A 12,217-nucleotide genomic window follows, 5' to 3' on the forward strand; every position below is an offset into this window, starting at 1 on the left:
CTATTACAGGGACAATAATTTATGGCAAGAGACCTTAAATTCACCAGGAATATCGGTATCATGGCCCACATCGACGCGGGCAAGACTACCACGACCGAACGGATCCTGTTCTACACCGGGAAAACACACAAAATCGGAGAAACGCACGAAGGGAGTGCGACCATGGACTGGATGGCGCAGGAGCAGGAACGCGGGATTACCATTACCTCGGCTGCTACCACCGCTTTCTGGAACTACAAAGACAATACCTACCAGATCAACATTATCGACACCCCGGGGCACGTGGACTTTACCGTCGAAGTGGAACGCTCGTTGCGCGTTCTCGACGGAGCGGTGGCCACGTTCTGCGCGGTGGGCGGCGTGGAGCCTCAGTCTGAGACCGTGTGGCGCCAGGCGGATAAATACGGAGTGCCGCGGATCGGTTACGTCAACAAGATGGACCGGACGGGCGCCGATTTCTCCAGCGTTTGCGCACAGGTGCACGAACGGCTCGGGGCGAATGCCGTGCCGGTAGTGCTGCCGATCGGTACCGAAGACAAGTTCGCGGGGGTGATCGACCTGGTATACAACCGGGCTTACGTCTACTTCGACGATAAGACCGTCCGGGACAACTACCACATCGAAGAGGTGCCGGACAATATGAAAGAAGAGGTCGCTGCGGCACGGGCCAAGTTGATCGAAGAGGTGGCTGCGTCGGACGATGCCTTGATGGAGAAATTCTTCGAGGATCCGGATGCCATTACGCCGGACGAAATCATCGTCGCGCTGCGGAAAGCTACCATCAATATGTCGGTGGTGCCGATGCTCTGCGGTTCGTCGTTCAAGAACAAGGGGGTGCAGCTCTTGCTGGACTCGATCGTCGCATACCTGCCGTCGCCGCTCGACGTGGAAGCGATCGTAGGTACCGACCCGCGGACGGACGAAGAGACCAAACGCCATCCGTCTGAATCGGACCCGTTCTGCGCCTTGGCCTTTAAGATTGCAACCGACCCGTTCGTGGGACGCCTCGGATTTATCCGCGTTTACTCGGGGAAACTGGATGCAGGCTCGTATACCTTCAACTCCCGTTCGGGGAAGAAGGAACGCATCTCGCGTATCTACCAGATGCACGCCAATAAGCAGAACCCGATCGAATTCGTCGGTGCCGGGGATATCGCTGCGGCTGTCGGGTTCAAGGACGTGCGTACCGGGGATACCTTGTGCGACGAAAATCATCCGATCGTGCTCGAATCCATGACCTTCCCGGAACCGGTGATCGGGCTCGCCATCGAACCGAAGACCCAGAAAGACCTCGATAAGCTCGGGGTAGGGCTCGGGAAACTGGCTGAAGAAGACCCGACCTTTACGGTTAAGACGGATGAAGACTCCGGACAGACCGTCATCTCGGGGATGGGTGAACTCCACCTCGAAATTATCGTCGACCGCTTGAAACGCGAATTCGGCGTCGAAATCAACCAGGGCGCACCGCAGGTGAACTACAAGGAAGCCTTGACCGGGACGTACGAACACCGCGAAGTGTTCAAGAAACAGACCGGGGGGCGCGGTAAGTTCGCCGACATCATCTTCGAAATCGGGCCGGCTTCGAGCAAGGAAACCACCGGGCTGGAATTCGAGGACGTGGTCAAAGGGGGGAACATTCCGAAGGAATTTATCCCGGCTGTACAGAAAGGGTTCGCTTCGGCGATGGAAAACGGCGCCTTGGCCGGCTATCCGATCGACGCCATGAAGGTGACCTTGAAAGACGGTTCGTTCCACCCGGTCGACTCGGATGCCCTGTCGTTCGAAATCTGCGCCCGGAACGGGTTCCGGCACGCAGCCATCAAAGCCAATCCGGTGATTATGGAGCCGATCATGGCCGTCGAAGTAGTGACCCCGGAAGAAAACATGGGGGACATCATCGGCGACCTCAATAAACGGCGCGGACAGATCTCCGGGATGGAGACGAAAGGGAATGCCCGCGTGGTCAAGGCGAAAGTGCCGCTGGCAGAGATGTTCGGCTATGTGACCGTGCTGCGTACCATTTCGTCGGGCCGGGCGACCAGCTCGATGGAATTCTCGCACTTCGAAGCCGTGCCGAACAACGTCTCCAAGGAGATCATCGAAAAAGCAAGTGGTAAATTCAAAAACGAAGACGAATAATGAGCCAGAAAATCAGAATAAAACTCAAATCGTACGATCACAATCTGGTGGACAAATCCGCCGAAAAGATCGTCAAGACGGTGAAATCGACCGGTGCTGTGGTCAGCGGCCCGATTCCGCTGCCGACCAACAAGAAGATCTTCACCATCAACCGGTCGACCTTCGTCAACAAGAAGTCGCGCGAACAGTTCCAGCTCTCCACCTTTAAGCGGATTCTGGACATCTACAGCTCGACCTCCAAGACCATCGACGCCTTGATGAAACTCGAACTCCCGAGCGGGGTAGAAGTTGAGATTAAAGTCTGAGGATTTTTCGCATCTATAAATTCGTCTACATGTTGTTCGGAAGCGTCTCTCCTTGCATTGCGCGAGGGGAGACGCTTCCGAGTTTTTTTGGGGGGGAGGGGAGAGGATAATTGTCTGAAAAATCGGTTAAATTTGTTATGGGAAACATTTGTTGCTATGAACAAAAATAGAATCGCTTTGGGCTGTGCGGTAGCTTTGCTGTGCGGTTTTGCCTCGTGCGGCGGAGGGACATCTTCTGCGGATCGGGAGGTGCCCGAGGTGGCCGTGCATGTGGATTCGTTGCCCGGCGACACCCTGATGCTCGGATACGTTGGTTCGATAACCGTGCGGGACTCCCTGCTCTTTCTGGTCGATTACGGGCACGCCAATCAGGCCGAGGCGCTTGTGCAGCTCTATAGTTATCCGGCATTGCGGCCGCTGTGTCGGTTCGTCAACCGGGGCAAGGGGCCTAACGAAACGCTCGGCATGTCCGGCTATGTCGTCGATGGCGACAGCGTGCGGGTGTTCGTGGGATGGCCGCCCCGAATGTTCGTCTATGGACTGGCCGATTTGGTGCGCGGCGAGCGGCTGCCGGCGCGGATAATTCCCTATCCGGAGGGGCCGTGTAGCTATGCCTCGGGTTTCCAGAAACTGGACTCCGGGTTTGTGCTCACCCGGTTTTATGGCGATCCGGCCGTTGGGCGGGTCATACGGATCGACAGTCTCGGGAATGTCACCGGAACCTATTATTCGATTCCGTATCGTCCTGAAGATCTGGAGCAAGTGGCCGATTACGGACGGGAAATGCTTGCGACGCTTTGGCAAGCAGTTGCAGCTGCATCCGGCGAGACGGTCGTGCTCGGGACTAAGTTGGGAGATGTGCTGGAGATATATAACCTGCGCGACTCCTCGCTGAACCGCATTGTCCGCGGGCCGGACGGGCCGCCGGAGGTGGAATGTGATGGAAATTCGATCGTTTTCGGTGTGAAGAGTGGATACCAGGCCTTGAAAATCGTAGGCGACCGGATTTATGCCATGTATCGGGCCGAACGATTCAAGGATTCGGACGAGCCCGACTCGTCCGGCGTCAAGGGGAGTACCCTGCGCGTCTTCGACTTGGACGGGAACTGGCTGAAGAGCTATATGCTGGATCGTCCGCTCCACAGTTTTGATATACTGTCCGACGGTCGGACGGTGGTTGCCGGCGATCCGACTGCGGAATACCAGCTTTGCACCTTCACCCTGCCGGAAGAGTGATGGGGTGTTCTGTATTATGATGATAAATGCTTGTATATTGGGCCGAATTGACAGAAATGAACTTTTGGAAACATCTTTTTTCGATGAGTGGTATAGGCTTGCTCTTGGTGGCATGTGGAGGTAAACAGACTGTTGTAGATCAAATTGAAACAGACAAAATTCAAGTCGATTCGCTTAAAACGCCGGAAAGTCTCTTTCTGGGGCATGTGCGCCAGGTACTTGTGCGGGATTCGGTTTTGTATATCTGGGATATAAAAAGTCCCTCGATGATGCTTGCCGTGAAATATCCTTCTTTGGAGCCGATTTGCGAGTTCATGCCCAAAGGAAAAGGGCCGGAAGAGTTGTTGGGACTCGGTGGCTTCGATTTGGACAATCGCTACTTGTATGTCATGGCCAGTCGCGAGCCGAAGATGGCGATATACGCGCTGGACAGTCTGAAACAAGGTGCGCGGCGGCCGTTGCGTATAGTGGAATATCCGAATGAAGTCTCACCGTCATTGGCATTTGCCAAAGCGAATGGAGATACCGTTGTATTGCAGAGTGCAGGGGTAGATCGAAGAGTGCAACTCTGTGATACATCCGGTCATATTTTACGCGTACAATACGCATTGCCGGAGGGTTCTAAAACGAATGAAACGGAGCCGGCATTGATGCCGTATCTTTGGCAGTCTCGGATAGCCTTTCGGGGTGGGTGGCTGGTTCTGGCCGCGCGTTTGGGCGAAGTGCTCGAAATCTGTCACCCTGCCGATACAGTGCAAAAGGTAGTGGTTGTCGGTTCGGATGGAGCACCGGTTATTAGTCCTGAGGGATTTGTGGGGGAGGTAAATGGTTTTATAGAAGTGCGGATTGCCGAAGATAAAATATATGCCATTTATTCCGGAGTCTCCATGAAAGAAGTCGATCGTATCTTTGAGGAAGGAGGTAATGCGCCGTCCGGGGGTCGTTATTTTCGGGTTTATGATCTGAATACAGGTCAACTGGAACGTATTTACGAGCTCGAACGTTATATCTCGACCTTCGACGTGCTGCCGGATGGGCGGACGGTCATTGCAGCCGACCCGAATTCGGAACATCAGCTCTGCACCTTCACCCTGCCCGATTGATTCCGCCGCGATTCAACCCATACGACAGAGAACCCCGCCCCGAATGAAAAAGGGCGGGGTTCTTTGTTCCCTCTTTGCCCCCTTCTCCGTTGAAAATGAACGCTCCGCAGCCGAAAAAATCCACAGAAAAATTTGATAATCAACCGAAAACCCCTATCTTTGCAGTCGCCTTTGCTCTCTTTATGCAGGTAAGCGATTGATTTCGAGACTCCTGCCGCTGGAGCGAGTTGAAAAGGCACAGACCATTTTACAAACCATTACCAAACAAAATGTCAGGACTAATTGGGAAAAAAATCGGAATGACATCCGTTTTCAGTGCCGAGGGGAAAAATATCCCATGCACTGTGATCGAAGCTGGTCCGTGTGTGGTTACGCAAGTCAAGACCGTCGAAAAGGACGGCTATGCCGCAGTGCAGCTTGCCTATGACGACAAAAAGGAAAAGCACACCAGCAAACCGATGATGGGCCACTTCGCCAAGGCAGGGACGACCCCGAAGCGGAAAATCGCCGAATTCAAATCGTTCGAAACGATGCCGAATCTGGGCGACACCGTGGGCGTGGACGTGATTGTCGAAGGCGAATGGGTCGATGTGACCGGAATCTCCAAAGGGAAAGGCTTCCAGGGGGTTGTTAAACGGCACGGCTTCGGCGGTGTCGGCGGACAGACCCACGGTCAGCACAACCGGCAGCGGCACGTGGGGTCGCTGGGTGCATCGTCCTATCCGTCGCGGGTCTTCAAGGGCAAACGCATGCCGGGGCGGACTGGCGGCGAGCAGGTCAAAGTGCTCAATCTGAAAGTGCTCAAAGTGATTCCGGAAAACAACCTCATCCTTGTGAAAGGTTCCATTCCGGGGGCTAAAGGCTCTTATTTGTTAATCGAAGGCTAACCATTCAAGGGGAGGAGATTTAAGTTATGGAACTCAACATACTCGATATCGCCGGTAAAGAGACCGGGAAGAAAGTGACCTTGAACGACGCCGTATTCGCGCTCGAACAGCCCAACGATCACGCCATCTACCTCGATGTGAAGCAGTACCTCGCCGACCAGCGTCAGGGAACTCACAAATCGAAACAACGGAACGAAGTGGCCGGCTCTACCCGGAAACTCAAGAAACAGAAAGGGACGGGCGGAGCTCGGAGCGGGTCGATCCTGTCGCCGCTGTTTGTCGGAGGCGGTCGTGTATTCGGGCCTGTGCCGCGCGACTACCGCTTCAAACTCAACAAGAAACTCAAACAGCTCGCCCGGCGCAGCGCGCTGACCTACAAAGCGAAGAACGCGGCCATCACCGTGGTCGACAGCTTCGAAATGCAGCCCAAAACCAAGGAATTCATCGCAGCGGCCAAGAACCTGGGCGTTGCCGACAAGAAGACCCTGGTTATTCTGTGCGGCGATATGGACAACGCCGGCGTGATCCTCGCCGCGCGGAACCTGCCGAACGTAAAGGTGATTCAGGCGCAGAACCTCAATACCTACGACGTGATGAACGCAGCGCACCTGCTCATCGGCGGGGAGGGAGCTGTGGCTGCCATGCAGCAGGTTTGTGGAATCCAGTAACGAAGAGACCATCTTTTAAAGAAAGATCATGGAAATTTTGATTAAGCCGATATTGACCGAGAAAATGACGGCTCAGGGCGAAAAACTGAACCGCTACGGTTTTATTGTGGATCCGCGGGCCAACAAGCTCCAGATCAAGGCTGCGGTGGAAGCTATGTACGGCGTCGTGGTGACCGATGTCAACACCTGTAACTACGACGGCAAACGCAAGAGCCGCTACACCAAGGCAGGAATGCTCGAAGGGCGTCAGAACCGCTACAAAAAGGCGATCGTCACCCTCGGGGGAGAAGACAAAATCGATTTTTACAGTAATATCTAAAAGACGATGGCAGTTAGAAAATTCAAACCGATGACCCCGGGTCAGAGACATAAAGTTATCGGCACCTTTGACGATATTACGACTTCGACCCCGGAAAAATCACTGGTAACCCCCCTCAAATCCTCAGGAGGGCGGAACAACACCGGGAAAATGACCATGCGCTACATCGGTGGTGGACACAAACGTCAGTACCGCATCATCGACTTCATGCGCAACAAAGATGGCATGACCGCTACGGTCAAAACCATCGAATACGACCCGAACCGCAGCGCGCGGATTGCCCTCGTGGTCTATGCCGACGGCGAAAAACGATACATCGTTGCGCCGGTGGGCCTGACCGTCGGGCAGAAGATCGCCAGCGGAGCGGGCGTCGCACCTGAAGTGGGCAACACACTATTCCTTTCGGAAATTCCTCTTGGTACCGTTGTGCACTGCATCGAACTCACACCCGGCAGGGGCGCTGCGATGGCGCGGTCTGCAGGGACTTACGCTCAGCTGCTTGCCCGCGAGGGGAAGTACGCTATTATTAAACTTCCTTCAGGGGAAACCCGTATGGTGCTCACCACCTGCCGGGCTACGATCGGGACCGTGTCCAATCCGGACCACAGCCTCGAACAGAGCGGCAAGGCAGGGCGCAAGCGCTGGCTCGGGCGGCGTCCGCGCAACCGCGGCGTCGTGATGAACCCCGTCGACCACCCGATGGGTGGGGGTGAAGGACGTGCTTCCGGGGGACACCCGCGCTCGCGTACGGGCGTGCTGGCCAAGGGCTACAAAACCCGCAACCCCAAGAAGACGACTTCCAAGTTCATCGTTTCACGGAGGAATAAATAATCTAATCAAGACAGCGTAAATGAGCCGTTCACTGAAAAAAGGACCGTATATCGAACCGAAACTCGAAGGCAAGATCCTTGCCATGAACGATAGCGGCAAAAAATCGGTTATCAAGACCTGGTCGCGCGCGAGCATGATCTCGCCGGATTTCGTGGGACACACCCTGGCGGTGCACAACGGGAATAAGTTTATTCCCGTGTATGTGACCGAAAACATGGTGGGACACAAATTGGGCGAATTCGCCCCGACCCGCAGCTTCCGCGGTCACGGAGGCAACAAGAAAAAATAGTGTTAAAAAGTAATTCCGTATACCTGTTATGGGTGCAAGAAAAAGATTAAGAGCCGAAAAGCTCAAAGCGGAAAAACGCTCGACCGCAATCGCCTCGCTGCGCGAATGCCCGACCTCTCCGCGCAAAATGAGACTCGTGGCCGATATGATCCGCGGCGTGGAAATCAATCGCGCCTTGGGGATGCTGCGGTATTCCAAGAAAGAGGCATCGGTACGTCTCGAAAAACTCCTCCGGTCGGCCATCGCCAACTGGGAAGCCAAGAACCAGGGCGTTTCACTGGAAGAGACCCCGCTGTGCGTCAAGACCATCTTCGTCGACGGCGGACGGCAGCTCAAACGGATTCAGCCGGCTCCGCAGGGGCGTGCACACCGGATCCGGAAACGCTCCAACCACGTGACCATCATCGTCGATCGGATGGAAATCACCGCTCCTGCCGTTAAGGAAGCGGCTGCGCCTGCTGCGCCGGCGACCGAAACCAAACCGGCTGCTAAGAAAACGACCGCCGCTGACACCAAAAAAGCGACGACTACGGCCAAGAAAACGACCGCTGCCAAAACCACTGCCAAGGCGGCTGCCGATGTGAAACCTGAAAACGCAGCAAACTAAGATGGGACAGAAAGTAAATCCGATCGCCAATCGGCTGGGCATCATTCGGGGTTGGGACTCGTCATGGTATGGCGGCAAGGAATTCCCGGCAAAACTCGTCGAAGACGCCAAAATTCGTAAATACCTCGGAGCGCGGTTGGCCAAGGCCAGCGTCTCGAAAATCGTGATCGAACGGACCTTGAAGCTGGTGACCGTTACCATCAGCACCTCGCGGCCCGGGATCATCATCGGGAAAGGCGGTGCCGAAGTGGACAAGTTGAAGGAAGAACTGCGCAAACTGACCGGCAAGGACGTGCAGATCAATATCTTCGAAGTGAAACGGCCGGAGCTGGATGCGGTGATTGTATCGAACAATATCGCACGTCAGGTCGAAGGGCGTATCTCGTATCGGAGAGCGATCAAGACCACCATTGCATCGACCATGCGGATGGGCGCAGAGGGGATTAAGATCCAGATCTCGGGGCGTGTCGGTGGTGCTGAAATGGCACGCAGCGAATCGTACAAGGAAGGACGAATTCCGCTGCATACTTTCCGCGCAGATATCGACTACAACCTCGCAGAAGCTTTGACCAAGGTCGGCTTGCTGGGGGTTAAAGTATGGATCTGCAACGGCGAAGTGTATGCCAAACGCGATTTGTCTCCGATCGTAGGGATGAGCGCATCGGCAGCAGGACGCGGCGGCGACGACCGTCGTGGCGGACGCGACGACCGCAGAGGAGGACGTGACGACCGTCGCGGGGCACGCCGCGGGGGACGCGACGACCGCAGAGGAGGACGCAACTCCAATAATCAGTAAATCTGTCGTCAGACGTAATAAAAGGAACCAACCATGTTACAACCGAAAAAGACGAAATTTCGCAGAATGCAGAAAGGCCGCATGAAAGGTCTGGCACAGAGAGGAGCTGAACTGTCATTCGGATCGTTCGGGATCAAGGCCCTGGAATCGGCCTGGATCACCGGACGTCAGATCGAGGCCGCTCGTCAGGCTATCGTGCGACAAATGAAACGTGAAGGACAGGTGTGGATTCGGATCTTCCCGGACAAACCCATTACCAAAAAACCCGCCGAAGTGCGTATGGGTAAGGGGAAAGGTTCGCCCGAAGGATTCGTGGCGCCGGTTACTCCGGGCCGCATCTTGTTCGAAGCCGAAGGGGTGCCTTTGGAAGTAGCCCAGGAAGCGTTGCGCCTCGGGGCTCAGAAACTCCCCATCACCACCAAGTTCATCATCCGTCGCGACTATACCGAAACCTCTATCTAACACGAAGACATGAAAACATCTGAAATACGTGAACTGACAGCGGGCGAAATCGTCGAACGGGTAGAGACCGAAAAGGCCAACTTGCTGCGTGCCAAAATGAACCACGCCGTTTCGCCGGCCGAAAACTCGACCACCATCAAAAATATGCGCCGCGATATCGCACGTCTGCTGACCATCCTGCGCGAAAAACAAACCACCACTATTAACAAGTAGAGGCCATGGAAGAAAGAAACCTTAGAAAAGAGAGAACCGGGGTGGTCGTCAGCAACAAAATGGACAAATCGATCGTTGTTGCTGTCAAACGGAAAGTGAAACACCCGATCTACGGTAAATTCGTCAATAAAACCACCAAATTCGTGGCACACGACGAAACCAACGACTGCGGCGAGGGAGATACCGTCCGGATTATGGAGACCCGCCCCCTCAGCAAAAGCAAACGGTGGAGATTAGTAGAAATCATCGAAAGAGCTAAGTAACCATGATACAACAAGAAAGCCGGCTCTCCGTAGCCGATAACAGCGGAGCCAAGGAAGTCCTCTGTATCCGGGTACTTGGCGGTACCGGACGGCGCTACGCGTCGATCGGGGACAAAATCGTCGTCAGCGTCAAAAGCGCCACCCCGGGTGGGGACATCAAGAAAGGCGCCGTTTCGAAAGCCGTTGTGGTGAGAACCAAAAAGGAGATCAGACGGCCCGACGGATCGTACATCCGGTTCGACGACAACGCCGTCGTGCTGCTCAACAACGCCGGCGAAATGCGCGGTACCCGTATCTTCGGGCCGGTTGCCAGAGAGCTCCGCGATGCCAACATGAAAATCATCTCCCTGGCGCCGGAAGTGCTGTAACTTTAACAAACTAACCGAAATGTCTACGAAACTCCATATCAAAAAAGGGGACACGGTGTACGTCAATGCCGGCGACAACAAAGGGCAGCAGGGTAAAGTGCTCGAAGTGCTCGTCGAAAAGCAGCGCGCCATCGTCGAAGGCGTCAACCTGGTGAGCAAACACACCAAACCCAACGCCGCAAATCCTCAGGGCGGGATCGTGAAACGGGAAGCCCCGATCCACATCAGCAACCTGCAACCGCTCGACCCGAAATCAGGGAAACCGACCCGGGTGGGCCGAAAACTCAACGATAAAGGCAAACTGGTCCGCGTGGCCGTCAAATCAGGCGAGGAGATCAAATAATGGCATACGTACCTTCACTCAAAACCAAATACAAAGAGGAGATCGCTCCCGCTTTGATGAAAGAGTTCGGCTACAAAAGCATCATGCAGGTGCCGAAACTCGAAAAGATCGTCATCAACCAGGGGATCGGAGCGGCCGTTGCAGACAAAAAGCTCGTCGAAGTCGCTCAGAACGAACTCTCGACGATTGCCGGACAGCACGCCGTACAGACCCGTTCGAAGAAGGACATCTCGAACTTCAAACTCCGTAAGCAGATGCCGATCGGGGTGCGCGTTACCTTGCGCCGGGAACGGATGTACGAATTCTTGGAACGGTTGATCGCAGTCTCTTTGCCGCGTATCCGCGACTTCAAAGGGATCAACGACAAATTCGACGGTCAGGGGAACTATACCCTGGGCGTGCAGGAACACATCATTTTCCCGGAAATCGACATCGACAAAATCACCAAGATTTTCGGCGTCGAAATCACCTTCGTGACCACGGCGGGAAATGATACGGAGGCTTATGCGCTGCTCAAACAGTTCGGCCTTCCTTTTAAAAACGCAAAAAAGAACTAAGCCATGGCAAAAGAATCGATGAAAGCCCGCGAAGTGAAACGGGCCAAGCTCGTGGCACGATATGCCGCCAAGCGCACCGCACTGAAAGAAGCGGGAGATTATGCAGGGCTGGCCAAATTGCCGAAAAATTCCAACCCGATCCGGCTGCACAACCGTTGTCAGCTCACGGGGCGGCCGAAGGGGTACATGCGGCAGTTTGGGATTAGCCGAATCCAGTTCCGCGAAATGGCATCCGCAGGCCTGCTGCCGGGCGTGAAGAAAGCGAGCTGGTAGATTTTCGATGCAGTTTTGATGCAACGTCGAAATGATCTGATCATTCATCGGGGCTCTGGAGATTCCGGAGCCCCGATGCTCATTTTAGAGGGATATTGTGATAGTCTGGTTATGTCAGCGCGCGGACAGCGAACATTGGGCCGACTCAGCCAATTGCCCACCGCAGGCACGCGGGGCCCGGCCGGCCCGAGGCCAGTCGAAGCTCGACGCGCGCCGCTGCCAAAAGAGGCGATTCAACTGTTTCGGCGTGAGCCGAAATGGAATGAATCGCCCCGGCGCGCGGACAAAACTCGTTTCCGTCGCCCGCCCGCGTAAAAAGGGATTTCACTCGTTTTGCGACGAGCAAAATCGAGATGAAATCCCAGCGGGCGACGGGAAAATGTGGCGGAGCGATAGCGGAGCCGCAGTGGGGCGGACACGGGGCGGAGAGCGAGTAGCCCGAACCCAACAGATGGTTTGGGTTGTATTTGGGTTGACCGGAAGCGGGCCGGTGCCCGGGAGTGACCGCAATTTTCGACGCGTGAGCGGCGTGTTGCGGGCCTCCCGATGGGGAGGCGT

The 12,217-nt window shown here is 55.1% G+C and carries 17 protein-coding genes and 1 pseudogene; all 18 read left to right on the plus strand.

The genetic code is table 11. The annotated features are described in order from the left end of the window. The first annotated feature begins 21 nt into the window (after positions 1 to 21). The 18 genes and pseudogenes from fusA to rpsN all read left to right on the plus strand — a co-directional run bounded on the left by fusA (position 22) and on the right by rpsN (position 11,659). Positions 22 to 2,139, plus strand: coding sequence for an elongation factor G (fusA, locus tag QZ292_RS03110; protein WP_294597716.1), 2,118 nt, complete (start codon positions 22 to 24; stop codon positions 2,137 to 2,139). Continuing rightward, a complete protein-coding gene (rpsJ, locus tag QZ292_RS03115) occupies positions 2,139 to 2,444 on the plus strand; it encodes a 30S ribosomal protein S10 (protein ID WP_027290546.1) in 306 nt (101 codons plus the stop codon). Before fusA ends, rpsJ begins: the two co-directional genes overlap by 1 nt. A 156-nt stretch (positions 2,445 to 2,600) precedes the next feature. Beyond that, positions 2,601 to 3,680 carry a BF3164 family lipoprotein gene (locus tag QZ292_RS03120; RefSeq protein ID WP_294597718.1) on the plus strand — a complete coding sequence of 360 codons (1,080 nt, stop codon included), beginning with the start codon at positions 2,601 to 2,603 and terminating at the stop codon, positions 3,678 to 3,680. Positions 3,681 to 3,763: 83 nt separating this feature from the next. Further along, positions 3,764 to 4,783, plus strand: coding sequence for a BF3164 family lipoprotein (locus QZ292_RS03125; protein ID WP_294597721.1), 1,020 nt, complete (start codon positions 3,764 to 3,766; stop codon positions 4,781 to 4,783). Between the two features lie 269 nt (positions 4,784 to 5,052). Further along, positions 5,053 to 5,670, plus strand: a complete 618-nt coding sequence (gene rplC, locus QZ292_RS03130) for a 50S ribosomal protein L3 (protein WP_294597724.1) — start codon at positions 5,053 to 5,055, stop codon at positions 5,668 to 5,670. 26 nt (positions 5,671 to 5,696) lie between these two features. Next, positions 5,697 to 6,338 (plus strand): 50S ribosomal protein L4, encoded by a 642-nt coding sequence (gene rplD / locus QZ292_RS03135; RefSeq protein WP_294597726.1) that lies wholly within the window; start codon positions 5,697 to 5,699, stop codon positions 6,336 to 6,338. Between the two features lie 28 nt (positions 6,339 to 6,366). Then, entirely contained in the window at positions 6,367 to 6,657 is a 291-nt protein-coding gene (gene rplW, locus QZ292_RS03140; RefSeq protein WP_294592639.1) for a 50S ribosomal protein L23, read from the plus strand. Between the two features lie 6 nt (positions 6,658 to 6,663). After that, positions 6,664 to 7,488 carry a 50S ribosomal protein L2 gene (gene rplB / locus QZ292_RS03145; RefSeq protein ID WP_294592637.1) on the plus strand — a complete coding sequence of 275 codons (825 nt, stop codon included), beginning with the start codon at positions 6,664 to 6,666 and terminating at the stop codon, positions 7,486 to 7,488. A 19-nt stretch (positions 7,489 to 7,507) separates the two neighbouring features. After that, the gene (gene rpsS, locus QZ292_RS03150) at positions 7,508 to 7,777 is read left to right on the plus strand and encodes a 30S ribosomal protein S19 (protein ID WP_294592635.1); all 270 of its coding nucleotides are present in this window, start codon (positions 7,508 to 7,510) and stop codon (positions 7,775 to 7,777) included. A 28-nt stretch (positions 7,778 to 7,805) separates the two neighbouring features. Next, positions 7,806 to 8,195: pseudogene (rplV, locus tag QZ292_RS03155) on the plus strand (50S ribosomal protein L22); the annotation flags it as partial. 190 nt (positions 8,196 to 8,385) lie between these two features. Continuing rightward, positions 8,386 to 9,180, plus strand: coding sequence for a 30S ribosomal protein S3 (gene rpsC, locus QZ292_RS03160; RefSeq protein ID WP_294597729.1), 795 nt, complete (start codon positions 8,386 to 8,388; stop codon positions 9,178 to 9,180). 33 nt (positions 9,181 to 9,213) lie between these two features. Continuing rightward, positions 9,214 to 9,642 (plus strand): 50S ribosomal protein L16, encoded by a 429-nt coding sequence (gene rplP, locus QZ292_RS03165; protein WP_294592631.1) that lies wholly within the window; start codon positions 9,214 to 9,216, stop codon positions 9,640 to 9,642. A 9-nt stretch (positions 9,643 to 9,651) separates the two neighbouring features. Beyond that, positions 9,652 to 9,855, plus strand: a complete 204-nt coding sequence (gene rpmC / locus QZ292_RS03170) for a 50S ribosomal protein L29 (protein WP_294592630.1) — start codon at positions 9,652 to 9,654, stop codon at positions 9,853 to 9,855. Between the two features lie 5 nt (positions 9,856 to 9,860). Then, the gene (gene rpsQ, locus QZ292_RS03175) at positions 9,861 to 10,118 is read left to right on the plus strand and encodes a 30S ribosomal protein S17 (RefSeq protein ID WP_294592628.1); all 258 of its coding nucleotides are present in this window, start codon (positions 9,861 to 9,863) and stop codon (positions 10,116 to 10,118) included. Between the two features lie 2 nt (positions 10,119 to 10,120). Then, entirely contained in the window at positions 10,121 to 10,486 is a 366-nt protein-coding gene (rplN, locus tag QZ292_RS03180; protein WP_294597733.1) for a 50S ribosomal protein L14, read from the plus strand. Between the two features lie 19 nt (positions 10,487 to 10,505). After that, positions 10,506 to 10,829 (plus strand): 50S ribosomal protein L24, encoded by a 324-nt coding sequence (gene rplX, locus QZ292_RS03185; RefSeq protein WP_294597736.1) that lies wholly within the window; start codon positions 10,506 to 10,508, stop codon positions 10,827 to 10,829. Continuing rightward, positions 10,829 to 11,386 carry a 50S ribosomal protein L5 gene (rplE, locus tag QZ292_RS03190; protein WP_294597739.1) on the plus strand — a complete coding sequence of 186 codons (558 nt, stop codon included), beginning with the start codon at positions 10,829 to 10,831 and terminating at the stop codon, positions 11,384 to 11,386. Before rplX ends, rplE begins: the two co-directional genes overlap by 1 nt. Before the next feature lie 3 nt (positions 11,387 to 11,389). Next, entirely contained in the window at positions 11,390 to 11,659 is a 270-nt protein-coding gene (gene rpsN, locus QZ292_RS03195) for a 30S ribosomal protein S14 (protein WP_294597742.1), read from the plus strand. Positions 11,660 to 12,217 lie beyond the last annotated feature (558 nt).

It is taken from the genome of uncultured Rikenella sp. (assembly GCF_910577125.1).
Taxonomy (GTDB): domain Bacteria; phylum Bacteroidota; class Bacteroidia; order Bacteroidales; family Rikenellaceae; genus Rikenella.

Coding starts and splice junctions, on each gene's coding strand:
- fusA (WP_294597716.1), top strand. CDS start 22: ATGGCAAGAGACCTTAAATTCACCAGGAATATCGGTATCATGGCCCAC.
- rpsJ (WP_027290546.1), top strand. CDS start 2,139: ATGAGCCAGAAAATCAGAATAAAACTCAAATCGTACGATCACAATCTG.
- QZ292_RS03120 (WP_294597718.1), top strand. CDS start 2,601: ATGAACAAAAATAGAATCGCTTTGGGCTGTGCGGTAGCTTTGCTGTGC.
- QZ292_RS03125 (WP_294597721.1), top strand. CDS start 3,764: ATGAGTGGTATAGGCTTGCTCTTGGTGGCATGTGGAGGTAAACAGACT.
- rplC (WP_294597724.1), top strand. CDS start 5,053: ATGTCAGGACTAATTGGGAAAAAAATCGGAATGACATCCGTTTTCAGT.
- rplD (WP_294597726.1), top strand. CDS start 5,697: ATGGAACTCAACATACTCGATATCGCCGGTAAAGAGACCGGGAAGAAA.
- rplW (WP_294592639.1), top strand. CDS start 6,367: ATGGAAATTTTGATTAAGCCGATATTGACCGAGAAAATGACGGCTCAG.
- rplB (WP_294592637.1), top strand. CDS start 6,664: ATGGCAGTTAGAAAATTCAAACCGATGACCCCGGGTCAGAGACATAAA.
- rpsS (WP_294592635.1), top strand. CDS start 7,508: ATGAGCCGTTCACTGAAAAAAGGACCGTATATCGAACCGAAACTCGAA.
- rpsC (WP_294597729.1), top strand. CDS start 8,386: ATGGGACAGAAAGTAAATCCGATCGCCAATCGGCTGGGCATCATTCGG.
- rplP (WP_294592631.1), top strand. CDS start 9,214: ATGTTACAACCGAAAAAGACGAAATTTCGCAGAATGCAGAAAGGCCGC.
- rpmC (WP_294592630.1), top strand. CDS start 9,652: ATGAAAACATCTGAAATACGTGAACTGACAGCGGGCGAAATCGTCGAA.
- rpsQ (WP_294592628.1), top strand. CDS start 9,861: ATGGAAGAAAGAAACCTTAGAAAAGAGAGAACCGGGGTGGTCGTCAGC.
- rplN (WP_294597733.1), top strand. CDS start 10,121: ATGATACAACAAGAAAGCCGGCTCTCCGTAGCCGATAACAGCGGAGCC.
- rplX (WP_294597736.1), top strand. CDS start 10,506: ATGTCTACGAAACTCCATATCAAAAAAGGGGACACGGTGTACGTCAAT.
- rplE (WP_294597739.1), top strand. CDS start 10,829: ATGGCATACGTACCTTCACTCAAAACCAAATACAAAGAGGAGATCGCT.
- rpsN (WP_294597742.1), top strand. CDS start 11,390: ATGGCAAAAGAATCGATGAAAGCCCGCGAAGTGAAACGGGCCAAGCTC.